The organism is Pseudomonas sp. GM49, from assembly GCF_000282355.1.
GTDB lineage: Bacteria > Pseudomonadota > Gammaproteobacteria > Pseudomonadales > Pseudomonadaceae > Aquipseudomonas.
This window is the reverse complement of sequence record NZ_AKJL01000023.1, coordinates 1-11793: the sequence shown is the minus strand read 5'-3', so window position 1 is coordinate 11793 and position 11793 is coordinate 1. Positions and strand designations below refer to the sequence as shown.

The 11793-nt window shown below is 59.4% G+C and carries 15 protein-coding genes and 1 pseudogene; 6 read left to right on the top strand and 10 right to left on the bottom strand.

The features are described from left to right. Nucleotides 1–5 precede the first annotated feature (5 nt). The 5 genes from PMI29_RS26915 to PMI29_RS26935 form a co-directional block, all read right to left on the bottom strand. Nucleotides 6–581, bottom strand: coding sequence for a DUF6162 family protein (locus PMI29_RS26915; protein ID WP_007993951.1), 576 nt, complete (start codon nt 579–581; stop codon nt 6–8). Then, complete coding sequence (locus tag PMI29_RS26920) at nt 578–907, bottom strand: hypothetical protein (protein WP_007993950.1); 330 nt, start codon at nt 905–907, stop codon at nt 578–580. Before PMI29_RS26920 ends, PMI29_RS26915 begins: the two co-directional genes overlap by 4 nt. Further along, the gene (locus PMI29_RS26925) at nt 904–1446 is read right to left on the bottom strand and encodes a hypothetical protein (protein WP_007993949.1); all 543 of its coding nucleotides are present in this window, start codon (nt 1444–1446) and stop codon (nt 904–906) included. The genes PMI29_RS26920 and PMI29_RS26925 overlap by 4 nt, the downstream gene beginning before the upstream one ends. Beyond that, complete coding sequence (locus PMI29_RS26930) at nt 1443–2645, bottom strand: PepSY-associated TM helix domain-containing protein (RefSeq protein WP_007993947.1); 1203 nt, start codon at nt 2643–2645, stop codon at nt 1443–1445. The genes PMI29_RS26925 and PMI29_RS26930 overlap by 4 nt, the downstream gene beginning before the upstream one ends. A gap of 365 nt (nt 2646–3010) precedes the next feature. After that, nucleotides 3011–3469: a VOC family protein gene (locus tag PMI29_RS26935; protein ID WP_007993946.1), complete on the bottom strand. Its 459-nt coding sequence runs from the start codon at nt 3467–3469 to the stop codon at nt 3011–3013. Between the two features lie 293 nt (nt 3470–3762). Here PMI29_RS26935 and PMI29_RS26940 point away from each other — a divergent pair, with 293 nt between their 5' ends. The 4 genes from PMI29_RS26940 (at nt 3763) to PMI29_RS26955 (ending at nt 7986) form a co-directional block, all read left to right on the top strand. After that, a complete protein-coding gene (locus PMI29_RS26940) occupies nt 3763–4032 on the top strand; it encodes a hypothetical protein (RefSeq protein ID WP_007993944.1) in 270 nt (89 codons plus the stop codon). Nucleotides 4033–4133: 101 nt separating this feature from the next. Next, the gene (locus PMI29_RS26945) at nt 4134–4748 is read left to right on the top strand and encodes a LysE family translocator (RefSeq protein ID WP_007993943.1); all 615 of its coding nucleotides are present in this window, start codon (nt 4134–4136) and stop codon (nt 4746–4748) included. 206 nt (nt 4749–4954) lie between these two features. Further along, the gene (locus tag PMI29_RS26950; RefSeq protein ID WP_007993942.1) at nt 4955–6112 is read left to right on the top strand and encodes a cysteine desulfurase family protein; all 1158 of its coding nucleotides are present in this window, start codon (nt 4955–4957) and stop codon (nt 6110–6112) included. Nucleotides 6113–6177: 65 nt separating this feature from the next. Continuing rightward, nucleotides 6178–7986 carry an aminopeptidase P family protein gene (locus tag PMI29_RS26955; RefSeq protein WP_007993940.1) on the top strand — a complete coding sequence of 603 codons (1809 nt, stop codon included), beginning with the start codon at nt 6178–6180 and terminating at the stop codon, nt 7984–7986. A 28-nt stretch (nt 7987–8014) separates the two neighbouring features. Here PMI29_RS26955 and PMI29_RS32405 read toward each other — a convergent pair. After that, nucleotides 8015–8125, bottom strand: a pseudogene (locus tag PMI29_RS32405) (LysR family transcriptional regulator); the annotation flags it as partial. 8 nt (nt 8126–8133) lie between these two features. Between PMI29_RS32405 and PMI29_RS30755 the strand changes: the two are divergent. After that, complete coding sequence (locus tag PMI29_RS30755; RefSeq protein WP_443216419.1) at nt 8134–8271, top strand: zinc-binding dehydrogenase; 138 nt, start codon at nt 8134–8136, stop codon at nt 8269–8271. On the opposite strand, the gene PMI29_RS26960 is transcribed toward PMI29_RS30755, so the two are convergent. Together PMI29_RS26960 and PMI29_RS26965 are read right to left on the bottom strand one after the other, a co-directional pair. After that, the gene (locus PMI29_RS26960) at nt 8268–8858 is read right to left on the bottom strand and encodes a 2-hydroxychromene-2-carboxylate isomerase (RefSeq protein ID WP_007993939.1); all 591 of its coding nucleotides are present in this window, start codon (nt 8856–8858) and stop codon (nt 8268–8270) included. The genes PMI29_RS30755 and PMI29_RS26960 overlap by 4 nt on opposite strands. 36 nt (nt 8859–8894) lie before the next feature. Continuing rightward, nucleotides 8895–9623 (bottom strand): SDR family oxidoreductase, encoded by a 729-nt coding sequence (locus tag PMI29_RS26965; RefSeq protein WP_007993938.1) that lies wholly within the window; start codon nt 9621–9623, stop codon nt 8895–8897. 93 nt (nt 9624–9716) lie between these two features. Between PMI29_RS26965 and PMI29_RS26970 the strand changes: the two genes are divergently transcribed. Continuing rightward, nucleotides 9717–10277: a TetR/AcrR family transcriptional regulator gene (locus PMI29_RS26970; protein ID WP_007993937.1), complete on the top strand. Its 561-nt coding sequence runs from the start codon at nt 9717–9719 to the stop codon at nt 10275–10277. A gap of 14 nt (nt 10278–10291) precedes the next feature. On the opposite strand, the gene PMI29_RS26975 is transcribed toward PMI29_RS26970, so the two are convergent. After that, nucleotides 10292–10573, bottom strand: a complete 282-nt coding sequence (locus tag PMI29_RS26975) for a hypothetical protein (protein WP_007993936.1) — start codon at nt 10571–10573, stop codon at nt 10292–10294. Nucleotides 10574–10741: 168 nt separating this feature from the next. After that, entirely contained in the window at nt 10742–11629 is an 888-nt protein-coding gene (gene rhtA, locus PMI29_RS26980; protein ID WP_007993935.1) for a threonine/homoserine exporter RhtA, read from the bottom strand. Between the last annotated feature and the right edge of the window lie 164 nt (nt 11630–11793).

Sequence of the window (11793 nt, the reverse complement as noted above, 5' to 3'; positions counted from 1 at the left end):
AGGGTTCAGTGCCGGTGCTGGCGGGTCACGCCGGCATCGAATTGCGCGACGATCTGCTGCCAGCCGGCGCTTTCGAGCGCTGCGTCGCTGAGGTCGGCCGGAGCCGTGAGCCTGTTGTCGCGGTTGAGCCAGATGTCCGGTGCGGCATCGTCGGTTGCGCTCATGCGCAGCAGAAACGAACCGGCGACTGTCGGCTTCTGGCTCTGGCCGAAGTAGGCCTTGGTTTCGAGCAGATGCCAGGCGTGACCGCCACGACTGACGGCACTGGCATCCTGGGCAAATGGGGCAAAGCCTTCTTCGGCGAGGGCCTCGGGAGTTGGCAGCGTTTGCTGTTCCTGACGCAGCAAATGGATCTCGTCCAGCGTCACCCGCAAATCGGCGTAGACGCCTTGCTCGGCAGCACTGAGGTCGCGGCGGGCATCCAGTTGATGGCTGCTGACGCTGCTCACCTCATGGGCTTCACCGCGCCAGAGCACCACAGTCCCTGCGACCGCGAGAATCACCAGACACAGCAGCAGAATGTAGAGGGTTTCGTGGCCGGCCCCGGCCGGGCGCACGACTTGGGTCGTTGGAGTGCTCATGGCGCTTCGATGTCCGCCTGGTCAATTTCCACCACGTGGCCGGGGCCGGCATCGAACAGCACATAGAACTCGGCGCCGGGTTTCTTGAAGGTCAGGGTCGAATCAGGTCCGAGCTTGCCCGGCACCAGAATGGTTTCGTCGTAGCCGATCACATCGAGGGTCACGCCCGGAGCGCCGCTGCCGTCGGAAAAACCGCCGGTGCACTGGATCTGTTCGGCGTCGATGGCCTTGCATTCGCACATCGGATTGTGGGCCAGGGCGCTGGTGTTGAAGCCGGCGCAGAGCACCAGCAACACAGCGTTGAGCGGGCGAAGAGGGTTGATCATGGTTTGCTTCCTTGTTTGTTCAGCCAGGCGATGGTGGCGGGGGATGCCTGACTCAACGGAATGGATGCCTGATGCAAGGTGCCGTCCCAGCCTTCCATGGTGATCCACAGTTCAGCGTCGGACGTGGTCTTTTCCGAGACGGGCAGTGAGGCGCCCATGCGGTACGGGGCGCCGAAGAAAATCACCCCGGCGGCGCGCAGGCTGCGGGGTTTGCCGATACGCAAGTATGTGGCCTTGACCTGTCCGATACAGGCATCGCACAGCGCGGCGTTGAAGCCTTTCATGTAACCGGCCGGCCCTTCGAGCAGCGGGGCTGAGTTGCGCAATTCCGCCAGGCGCAGGCTCCAGGGGCCGACCCGGACTTCGCCGACTTCGCGTTCGCCCAGGCCGCTGTCGCCACGCATCAACGCTTCGTCGGCGAAATACTTGGGCATGAAACCCAGTGGAATCAGCAGCAACAGGACATTCAGGTGAAAGCGCCATTTGTGCCAGAACACGCTCAGGCGCGAGGGTTGCGAGGCCGCAGTGACTTTGCTCACAGGTTGGCCTCCGACGCTTCGCTGTTCGTGGCCGGTTGCGCCGCGGTGCCGCGCTGTTTCTTGTGGCTGCGTTTGAAGGCATTGGCTGTGGCCAGTGCCGTGCGTTTGGTCCAGATCAGCAGACCGCTGAGCACCATCATGCTCAGCAGCAGGCCGAAGAATGCCCAGATCAGTTTGATCCACAGTCCGCCGAAATCTCCGGTGTGCAGCGGGCGCATGGACTCGGTGACGAACTCCAGGGCCGAGCGGTCCGAGATCAAGCGCGTGGCGGCGATTTCGCCGCTGTACGGGTTGAGGGTGGCGGTCTGAAACATCAATGGATACCAACCGCGTCCGCCGACATCCAGGTGGCTGTAGGCATTGCCCGGCAGGCTGACGAAGCTGGCTTCCAGGCCGGAGATTTTCTGCGTGGCGATTTCAATTGCGCGGTCGAGGTCGATACGTGGCGGGGGCGAGCCATCAGGCGACAGGGGCACCGCTTCGCGGGACATCGCCGGGATGATCTTTTCCGTGGAAATGGAAATCTGGTTATCGGACAGCAAGGCCTGGATCAGGAACCAGGTGCCGGTGATGGAAATCAGCGCGATGAACCAGATCGACCAGATGCCGCTCAAGCGGTGAAAGTCGCCCCAGAAAATCCGCGCGCCGTGGCGAATACGCAAGGTCGGGCGGAAAAAACCTTTCCAGAAACGTTTGTAGACCACAAGCCCCGTGACCAGCGAAGCCAGCAGCGGCAGACCGAGAAACGACACCAGGTACCAGCCCCAGCTGTAACCATTGGTGAACGGTACCAGCCACCAAGCGTGCAAGGCGCGGGTGAAGGCGCGGAAGTTGAACTCCGGCGCGACACCCTGGATCACGCCGCTGTACGGATTGACATAAATCACCACCGAGCGCCCGTCGGGGTAGCTGACTTCGACATCCAGGGCAAAGTGCGATTCGTCGGGGCGGCTGATGCTCTGCACCAAGGTCTGCGGTTCGGCCCTGTTGATGACCTCGATGACCTGCTGATAGCTGAGCAGCGGAGCATCGTCCGAGGGTTGGGTGGCACGCATTGGCGGGTTGGCCAGCCAGACGATTTCCTGGCTGATGACAGCCAGGGTGCCGGTCACGCACACAATCAGTACGAAAAACCAGATCGGCAGCGCCAGCCAGCTATGGACCAGGAACCAGATTTTTGAACGGGACTTCTTTGACATGTTGGAGGTCTTGCCTGGATGAGTGGCCGCTCGGCTGCGGGCTTCGCAGGGCTGAGTGCCGTAAAGGTCCAGTCATGGCTTTTGCCTACGCGAAAGGACTGCATCTAGGTAGGACGGATGAGCAGGGGAAATCCCGAAAGGGGAAGTGAAAGAAAATGTTTCGCGAGAGGCAGAGAGGCAGAGCAATCCGCGCACGGCCGGCCGCAGGATTTACATTCACTGAAGATCAAACTGTGGGAGCGGGCTGGCTCCGGGCGGCGTTCCGACGAAGGCGGAATGTCAGTCAACATATCTATTGGATGTGCCGGCCTCATCGCGAGCAAGCCCGCTCCCACAGAGTCCGAGCGAGCCTGCTCGCGAAGATTTCAACCCTGCTGAAACATCTCCTTCGCCCGCTGTTCAATCTGTTCCTGGGTCAGGTCTTCCTTGCGCGTAGCCAGGAACCACACGTGCCCGAAGGGATCCTTCAAGGTGCCCGTACGGTCGCCGTAAAACTGATCCTTGACCTCGGATACAACGGTTGCGCCGGCATCGATGGCTTGTTTGTAGGACTTGTCGACATCCGTCACGTACAAATGCAGACCCACGGACGACGAATTGTCCGGATTACTCAGCGGTCCTTGATCGCACGGTGTGCCTAGCATGATCGGGCAATCGCCAATGCGCAGTTCGGCGTGACCGACACTGCCATCGGGCATGGCCAGGCGCATGACTTCAATGGCGCCAAAGGCTTTTTTGTAGAAATCGATGGCTTGGGCAGCTTTGTTGATGCCCAGGTAGGGGGTGATGCTGTGATACCCCTCTGGAATGGGTTTGACGCTCATGATGGATCTCCCTGTTCCTGTTCTGCGAATAGATAGACAGTGCCTGCGCCGTTATTCGGCCGAATTAATATAGGTCAGCCTCTTTCGTCTCACCGAACACCCGACGAGCAGTCGCGCCACACAAGTGCCATCAAGTCGGCTCCAGCCAGTGCGCTCCCGGCCCGCGCTCTCCCGGCACATCGACAATGATCGCCATTTCTTGATAGCCACTATTGAAAGCGTTGATTTCTGCTGCCCGGGAGGCGCGGGTAGCCTGTGTTCATTGCCTCGAACCCAGTCGCCAGGACGCCAAAATGAAACCGATGATCGCCACTTTGCTGATGCTCGCCGTCTCCGTACTCGCCGGATGTGCCAGCCATGTTTCCCCTGAACTTCGCCCTTACACGGCTGAAGAAAGCAAGGAACTGGCACTGGAGGCGCTGAACCGCCGCGGTTTGTCCTTCGACGAATACCATGCGAAAAAAGCCGAACTGCTCGGCCAGCCGCAGAAGGCGTTCGGCTTCGACAACCAGGGTGAAATGAACGCCGGGCGATCTGTACAGCTGCACGGTCGTCCGAGCTGAGACAAAACTGTACTGCTCCAAGTTTCGCGTAACTGTCCGTGGGTTTCGCCCAAGGTGTGCGATAGGGTCAACACCTGACCGACCCTGACGGACTGCCACCCATGACGCTCTCACTCGATCTGCTGCTGGGCTTCGCCCTGTTTGCCCTCGTTACCTCGATCACGCCCGGCCCGAACAACACCATGTTGCTGGCATCCGGGGTGAACTTCGGATTCAACCGCACGATTCCGCACATGCTCGGCATCACCTGTGGCTTCTTCGTACTGGTGGTGGCGGTCGGTTTTGGCCTTGGCGCGGTGTTCCAGACTTACCCTTTGCTCTACACCGTACTGCGTTATGTGGGGGCGGCGTACTTGCTGTATCTGGCCTGGAAAATCGCCCATTCCGGACCAATGTCGGAAAGCCAGCAGGGCGAGGCGAAACCGATCAGCTATTTGGGCGCCGCCGCATTCCAGTGGGTCAATCCCAAGGCCTGGATCATGGCCATTGGCGCCATCAGCACCTACACGCCAATGCAGGGTTACTTCACTAATGTGATCGTGATAGCGGCCGTCTTTGCGATCATCAACCTGCCGAGCGTCGGTGTCTGGGCCGCTTGCGGAACGCTGTTGCGCAACGTTCTGAAGGACCGCCGCTGGCTGCGCCTGTTCAATTGGGGCATGGCCGCGCTGCTCGTGGGTTCGCTGTATCCGCTGTTGCTCGAAAGCTTTAGCTGACGCATTGCTTCAACCGGTTGCCCGATGCCTGTTAAGCTGACTTTTCAGGAGCGTTCCTACGCACTATTAAATGAAGTAGTTCTTCTTTAACGGCATCCGATCAGGTATTGGTAACGTTCTGAAAACCGCGCGCAGCTCACAAGGCTGCGCTTTGCCGTTTGCAGTCACGAGCTTCCTGACCCCGGAACACGCTCTGCGAGTCTTTTATGAATAAACGTCCGTTGTATTTCGACTACGCCGCCACTACGCCGGTGGATGAGCGGGTCATCAAGGTGATGGTCGAGTGTCTGGGCTTTACCGGCAATTTCGGCAACCCGGCCTCCAGTTCCCACGCATTTGGCCAGCAGGCCCGGCAATCGGTGGAACAGGCGCGACGCCAGGTCGCCGAACTGGTCGGCGCAATACCCGAGCAGATCGTCTGGACCTCAGGCGCCACCGAATCCAACAACCTCGCGCTCAAAGGCGTAGCCCAGGGCCGCGGCACTGGCGGTGGTCATATCATCACCAGCCAGATCGAACACAAGGCCATTCTCGATACCGCCAGGCAACTGCAGGATGCCGGTGTAGCGGTGACTTATCTGGTGCCGGACGCCGATGGCCTGATCACCGCGCAAGCGGTCAGCGAAGCCATGCGCGAGGATACCTTCCTGGTCTCGCTGATGCTGGTCAACAACGAACTGGGCACCCTCAACGACATTCCCGCCATCGGTCAGGTCGTGCGTGATCGCGGGGCGTTGTTCCATGTCGACGCCGCACAGGGCGCGGGCAAAGTGGCGATCGACCTCGCGCAGTGGCCGGTGGACCTGATGTCTTTTTCCGCGCATAAACTGTACGGCCCCAAAGGCATCGGTGCGTTGTACGTCGGTCCGCGTGCACAACAGCGTTTACAGGCGCAGATCCATGGCGGTGGGCATGAGGGCGGTTTGCGTTCCGGCACCCTGGCGACCCATCAGATCGCGGCCATGGGCTTGGCCTTCGCACTGGCTGCGGCTGTGTTCGATGAAGAGAAAGCCAGCATCGTGCGTTTGCGTGAACGCTTGCTCGAGCAATTGCAGAGTATTCCCGGTGTACGTCTCAACGGCAGTCCGACCCGGCGCATTCCCCATACCCTGAGCCTGACATTCGGCGAAGGCGAGTTCAACCCGGCAGCACTGCTGGCTTCGATCGCGTTTTCCGCGACCTCGGCCTGCAATTCCGCCAGCAATACCCCATCCCATGTACTGCTGGCCCTGGGGCTTGATGCCCGCTCGGCCAGTCGCACCATCCGCTTGAGCCTCGGGCGTTTCACCACCGAGCAGGATATCGACCAGGCGGTTCAACTGATCAAGGCAGCCTGCGCCAGTGCTCCGGCATTCTGGCAATAGGGCGACGAAGTGCCGACGTTGATCGGCCCTCAACAATAATGATGAAGTGGTTAGCAGGAGACACGATGAATACGCAGCTTTCGATCAATGGATCGGTGCCCCAGCGCCTGGCGCAAACCCGCGAACTGATGAGCCGGGAAGGCATTCACGCCTTGCTGGTGCCGTCGGCCGACCCGCACCTGTCTGAATACCTGCCGGGTTACTGGCAAGGGCGCCAGTGGTTGTCGGGTTTCCATGGTTCGGTCGGCACCCTGATCGTGACCCCGGATTTTGCCGGCGTCTGGGCCGACAGCCGGTATTGGGAGCAGGCGACCAAGGAACTCAAGGGCAGCGGAATCGATCTGGTCAAGCTGCAACCGGGGCAACCCGGGCCACTGGAATGGCTGGCCGAGCAAACTCCCGAAGGTGGCGTTGTCGCCGTCGATGGTGCGGTGATGGCCGTGGCTTCGGCACGAACCCTGGGCGGTAAACTTGAAGAGCGTGGTGCCCGTCTGCGCACCGACATCGACTTGTTGAGCGGAGTCTGGAACGACCGTCCAAGCCTGCCGAACGAACCGATCTATCAGCACTTGCCACCACAAGCGACTGTCAGCCGTGGCGAAAAACTCGCCAAGCTGCGTGAAGCCCTTAAGGCACGGGGTGCCGACTGGCATTTCATCGCCACCCTCGATGACATCGCCTGGCTGTTCAACCTGCGTGGCGGCGACGTGTCATTCAACCCGGTATTCGTTTCTTTCGCCTTGATCAATCAGCAACAGGCCACGCTGTTTGTCGCCTTGAGCAAAGTCAGCGCCGAGTTGCGGGCAATCCTCGAACAGGATGGTGTGACCTTGCGCGACTACAGCGAAGTCGCTGCCGCACTGCGCGCCGTGCCGAGTGGCGCGAGCCTGCAAGTCGACCCGGCGCGGGTCACGGCGGGGTTGCTGGACAACCTCGACAGCGGGGTGAAACTGATCGAAGGCCTGAACCCGACCACCCTGGCCAAATCGCAAAAAAGCCTGGCCGATGCCGAACACATCCGTCAGGCCATGGAACAGGACGGCGCAGCGCTGTGCGAATTCTTCGCCTGGCTGGACTCTGCACTGGGCCGCGAGCGCATCACCGAACTGACCATCGACGAAAAACTCACCGCCGCCCGTGAGCGCCGTCCGGATTATGTGTCGCTGAGCTTCAATACCATCGCCGCGTTCAACGCCAATGGCGCGATGCCGCATTACCACGCCACTGAAGAAGAACACGCGGTGATCGAAGGGGACGGTCTGTTGTTGATCGACTCCGGCGGCCAGTACCTGGGCGGTACCACCGACATCACGCGGATGGTTGCGGTAGGCACACCGACCGATGAGCAAAAACGCGATTGCACCCGCGTCCTCAAGGGCGTGATTGCCTTGTCCCGCGCGCAGTTCCCGAAAGGCATTCTGTCGCCGCTGCTCGATGCCATCGCCCGTGCGCCCATCTGGGCGGAAAGTGTCGACTACGGTCACGGCACCGGGCATGGCGTCGGTTACTTCCTGAACGTCCACGAAGGTCCGCAAGTCATCGCCTATCAGGCCGCACCTGCACCGCAAACCGCGATGTTGCCCGGCATGATCACGTCCATCGAGCCGGGCACCTATCGTCCGGGTCGTTGGGGGGTGCGGATCGAAAACCTGGCAATGAACCGTGAGGCAGGCAAAAGCGAATTTGGCGAGTTCCTGAAGTTCGAAACTCTGACCCTGTGCCCGATCGACACGCGCTGCCTGGAAACCTCACTGCTGTCCGAAGAGGAAAAGCAATGGTTCAACGCCTATCACGCTGAAGTGCGCGAACGCCTGAGCCCGTTGGTCGAGGGTGCAGCACTGGAGTGGCTGAATAGCCGCACTACGGCTATTTGATCGGGTGCAGTTATTTGTTTCTGTGTAGCTATTTGTTTCTGTGTAACTCAGGCGCGTTATCCAGCGCCTGAGCCATATAGTCGACAAAGGCTTTGACCCTGGCGGATTGGCGACGATTCGCCGGGGATACGGCATGTATCTATCGCCGTGGCGGCACGGTTGATAGAGGCGGGTAAGCTCTTGCCATTGCTTGACCCGCACTCGTTCACATTGCAGACCGCAGAAGCCGCCCATGCACTGCTCTTGTCGGGAGCGGCAAAGGGGCGGTTGGTGGTCGAGATTTAACTCAAGGCTTCAAGCACGAAGTCCAGTCGATCCTGGCCGAAGTACAGCTGGTTGTCGACAAACATGCTCGGTACGCCGAATACGCCGCGCTGCACCGCTTTCTCGGTATTGTCCTTGAGCGTTGCCTTGACTGTTTCGTCGGAGGTCAGTGCCAGCACCTCATCGGGATCGAAACCGTTGCCGCTCAGCACCGCCGCCACGGTTGCCGGGTCATTGAGGTTGCGGCCGTCGACCCACAGGGCGTTGAACAGGCAGTCAATGAAGGCGACAAAGCGCTCGGGATGGTGCATCTGAATGCCGGTCACGGCACGCATCAGCATGAGGGTGTTGATCGGGAAATGCGGATTGAATTTCAGTGGCACGCCATAGCGCCGGGCATAACGGTCGAGGTCCTGAATCATATGGTGGCCCTTGGCCGGAATGGTCGCCGGGGAGGCGTTGCCGGTGGCCTTGAACACACCGCCGAGCAGGATCGGGATGTAGATCAGTTGGCTGTCGGTTTGCTCACAGATTGCCGGTAGCTGGGTATACGCCAGGTAAGTGGTGGGGCTACCCAGGTCAAAAAGGAATTCCACGGTTTTGCTCATGGTCGGTGCGCTCTGCTTTTTGTTGTAGGGAAGGGCTTACCAGCGCTCGCTCCAAGGGCGAAGGTCCAGTTCGAAGGTCCAGGCATCGCGGGGCTGGCTGTGCAGGTACCAGTAGTTTTCGGCGATATGCTCGGGATCGAGGATGCCATCCTGATCCTTGGTGGCATATTTTTCGGGGAAGCTTTCACGGATGAAGTCGGTATCGATGGCGCCGTCGACGACGATATGGGCAACGTGAATGTTCATCGGCCCGAGCTCCCGGGCCATGCTTTGCGCCAGTGCACGAATGCCGTGCTTGGCACCCGCAAATGCGGCGAACCCGGCAGCACCACGCATGCCTGCGGTGGCACCGGTGAACAGGATCGTGCCCCGCTGGCGCTTGGCCATGCGCTTGGCCACTTCACGCGCGTTGAGAAAACCGGAAAAACAGGCCATTTCCCAGATCTTGAAATACTTGCGGGCGGTTTCTTCGAGAATGCTGCAAGGCACGTTGGCGCCGATGTTGAAGACAAAGGCCTCGATGGGGCCGATCTGGCTTTCGATCTGCTCGACCAGCGCGATCACGTCTTCTTCTTTACGTGCATCGCAGGCAAACCCGTGGGCCTCGCCACCATCGGCCTCGATGGCATCCACCAGTGGCTGGAGCTTGTCCGCACTGCGGCGGGTGACGCAGGCGACAAAACCTTCCTGGGCAAAACGCTTGGCAATGGCGCCGCCCGTGGCATCACCTGCACCGACGACCAGTACGACTTTCTTGTTATTCATGGGTAGATCCCTTTTGGTAAACGATCGTTAACTAAACGAACGTTATGCTACGATTTAACTGACGTCAAGATGATCAACTCTGAGGGAAGGGCAATGCGTTATTCGGCCAGTCACAAGCTGGAAACCAGGCAAAGGCTGCTGGAAAGCAGTGCGTTATCGGCCAAGAAGTCCGGATTTTCAACGGTGGGCGTGGACGGCCTGATGAAAGCGATTGGCTTGAGTGGGGGCGCCTTCTACAGCCACTTTTCATCGAAAGACGAGTTGTTCGCAACCATTGTCGAGCGTGAGCTGGGTCAAAGTCTGGCGCGACTGGGGGAAGGGCAGGACCGTGAAAAGCTTGAGCGCTGCTTGAAACAGTACCTGAGCATGTCTCACGTCGAGAACCCGGAAACCGGTTGTGCATTACCGGCATTGGGGGCGGAAATTGCCCGTTCCGACGAGACTGTCCGCCAACAGGCAGAGCACTGGATTTGTCGGCTGCAGGAAAGTTGGGCGGGGGTTCTGCAAAGCGACAGCCTGGCGTGGGCGATTCTGTCGCAATGTATTGGCGCACTGGTCGTGGCGCGCATGCTGGCTAGCCCGAATATCCAGCGCACTGTGCTGAAGTCCAGCTACGAGGAAATTGGCCGTCAGATCGCAAGTCCGAGAACCTGACGCGACGGCCTTGCCTATTTGCAGATGACAATCATGCTGCGGCTGGTATAACCCGCAGGGTTGAGGCCAAACGGATAATCGCCGGGCTCTTCCACAGCATCTCCCGACTTGGCAATGACCTTGTATCCCTTGGGTGCGCAGGAGTTGGCGGCGCTGGTGTAGCACTTGTCCCAGGACGAAGACAGTCCGGAACAGTTGATGTGTAGCCCTTTCTTGCCGTGCTTGATCTGTGTTTCCGAGGTCGCTGCGCAGCCCGCAATTGCAAGTACGGCGATCAGCATCAAAAATCGTTTCATTACTGTCCTTAAAGCGTCCCGGATCTTGTGCCCGGGTCTGGCTGCATTCGCTTGCACTTGAAGCGTACCGATATTCCTATCTGGAATTGTCCATGGTATGACCCTGGGTTGCGGGGCTAAACATGGCCTAATTGAGCGGCAAATACCAGACCCGTGTCATATCTGCTATCAATCTGCTGCTACTGCTGGCCTGGCGGCACTGCTCATGGTCATGGTTGCGCCGACGGATGCCAGTATGATGCACAGGATTGCCGTCCACTGCGACAGTGAGAGGTATTCATGAAGGAACAGCAAGCCCGATAACGCGCCGAAGGCAGGCTCGATACTCATCAGTGTGCCGAAGGTTCTGGCCGGCATGCGAGTCAGCGCGACCATCTCCAGGGTGTAGGGGAGGGCAGTGGACAAGATGGCGACACCAAGGGCCACAGGGATCAATGATGGGGTCAGCAGGGCGGAACCAGCATGGACAATGCCGATGGGGGCTACGAATAGCGCAGCGATCATTACCCCCAGTGCGGCGGTTTGCACACCATTGTCGGCCCCAGCTTTTTGGCCGAACAAAATGTACAGCGCCCAGCAGACACCTGCACCCAAGGCATAACCGGCGCCTAGCAGATCGATTCCTGCGGTCGCTTCTCCCGTCGGAATCAATAACAGTAAGCCGACGGCCGCCAGGGCGATCCACAAGAAGTCGATCGCGCGACGTGAGGCGTAGATCGCCACGGCCAATGGGCCGGTGAACTCAAGAGCCACCGCGATTCCCAGCGGGACTGTTTGCAATGACATATAGAAGAGGAAGTTCATGCCGCCCAGCGCCATCCCGTAGACGATGACGGTGCGCAGGGATCTTGCGGTGAATTTTGCCCGCCATGGACGCAGTATCAGCATCATGATCACGCTGGCAAAAATCAGTCGTAATGTTGTCGTCCCTTGAGGGCCAACAACGGGGAACATGCTTTTTGCCAGGGAGGCTCCGGACTGGATCGATGCCATGGCTATGAGCAGCAGCCCAACCGAGAACAGAGTAGAGGCTAGGCTGCGAGGCTGATCATTCATTACGTGGCATCGTCCGAAAATAGGAAGTAAGGGCATTGTTTTCGTGATGGGCAATATACTGCGCACTCACCGCGGGCGCGTCTATATATAAGCAGCGTTTTTGCACATATCTGTACAAAACCAGAATCAGTGCTTGACGGCAGATTCTGGAGGCCTATAATTCG

Coding starts and splice junctions, on each gene's coding strand:
- PMI29_RS26975 (WP_007993936.1), bottom strand. CDS start 10,573: ATGAAACGATTTTTGATGCTGATCGCCGTACTTGCAATTGCGGGCTGC.
- PMI29_RS26935 (WP_007993946.1), bottom strand. CDS start 3,469: ATGAGCGTCAAACCCATTCCAGAGGGGTATCACAGCATCACCCCCTAC.
- PMI29_RS26955 (WP_007993940.1), top strand. CDS start 6,178: ATGAATACGCAGCTTTCGATCAATGGATCGGTGCCCCAGCGCCTGGCG.
- rhtA (WP_007993935.1), bottom strand. CDS start 11,629: ATGAATGATCAGCCTCGCAGCCTAGCCTCTACTCTGTTCTCGGTTGGG.
- PMI29_RS26915 (WP_007993951.1), bottom strand. CDS start 581: ATGAGCACTCCAACGACCCAAGTCGTGCGCCCGGCCGGGGCCGGCCAC.
- PMI29_RS26920 (WP_007993950.1), bottom strand. CDS start 907: ATGATCAACCCTCTTCGCCCGCTCAACGCTGTGTTGCTGGTGCTCTGC.
- PMI29_RS26930 (WP_007993947.1), bottom strand. CDS start 2,645: ATGTCAAAGAAGTCCCGTTCAAAAATCTGGTTCCTGGTCCATAGCTGG.
- PMI29_RS26960 (WP_007993939.1), bottom strand. CDS start 8,858: ATGAGCAAAACCGTGGAATTCCTTTTTGACCTGGGTAGCCCCACCACT.
- PMI29_RS26950 (WP_007993942.1), top strand. CDS start 4,955: ATGAATAAACGTCCGTTGTATTTCGACTACGCCGCCACTACGCCGGTG.
- PMI29_RS26965 (WP_007993938.1), bottom strand. CDS start 9,623: ATGAATAACAAGAAAGTCGTACTGGTCGTCGGTGCAGGTGATGCCACG.
- PMI29_RS26945 (WP_007993943.1), top strand. CDS start 4,134: ATGACGCTCTCACTCGATCTGCTGCTGGGCTTCGCCCTGTTTGCCCTC.
- PMI29_RS26970 (WP_007993937.1), top strand. CDS start 9,717: ATGCGTTATTCGGCCAGTCACAAGCTGGAAACCAGGCAAAGGCTGCTG.
- PMI29_RS26940 (WP_007993944.1), top strand. CDS start 3,763: ATGAAACCGATGATCGCCACTTTGCTGATGCTCGCCGTCTCCGTACTC.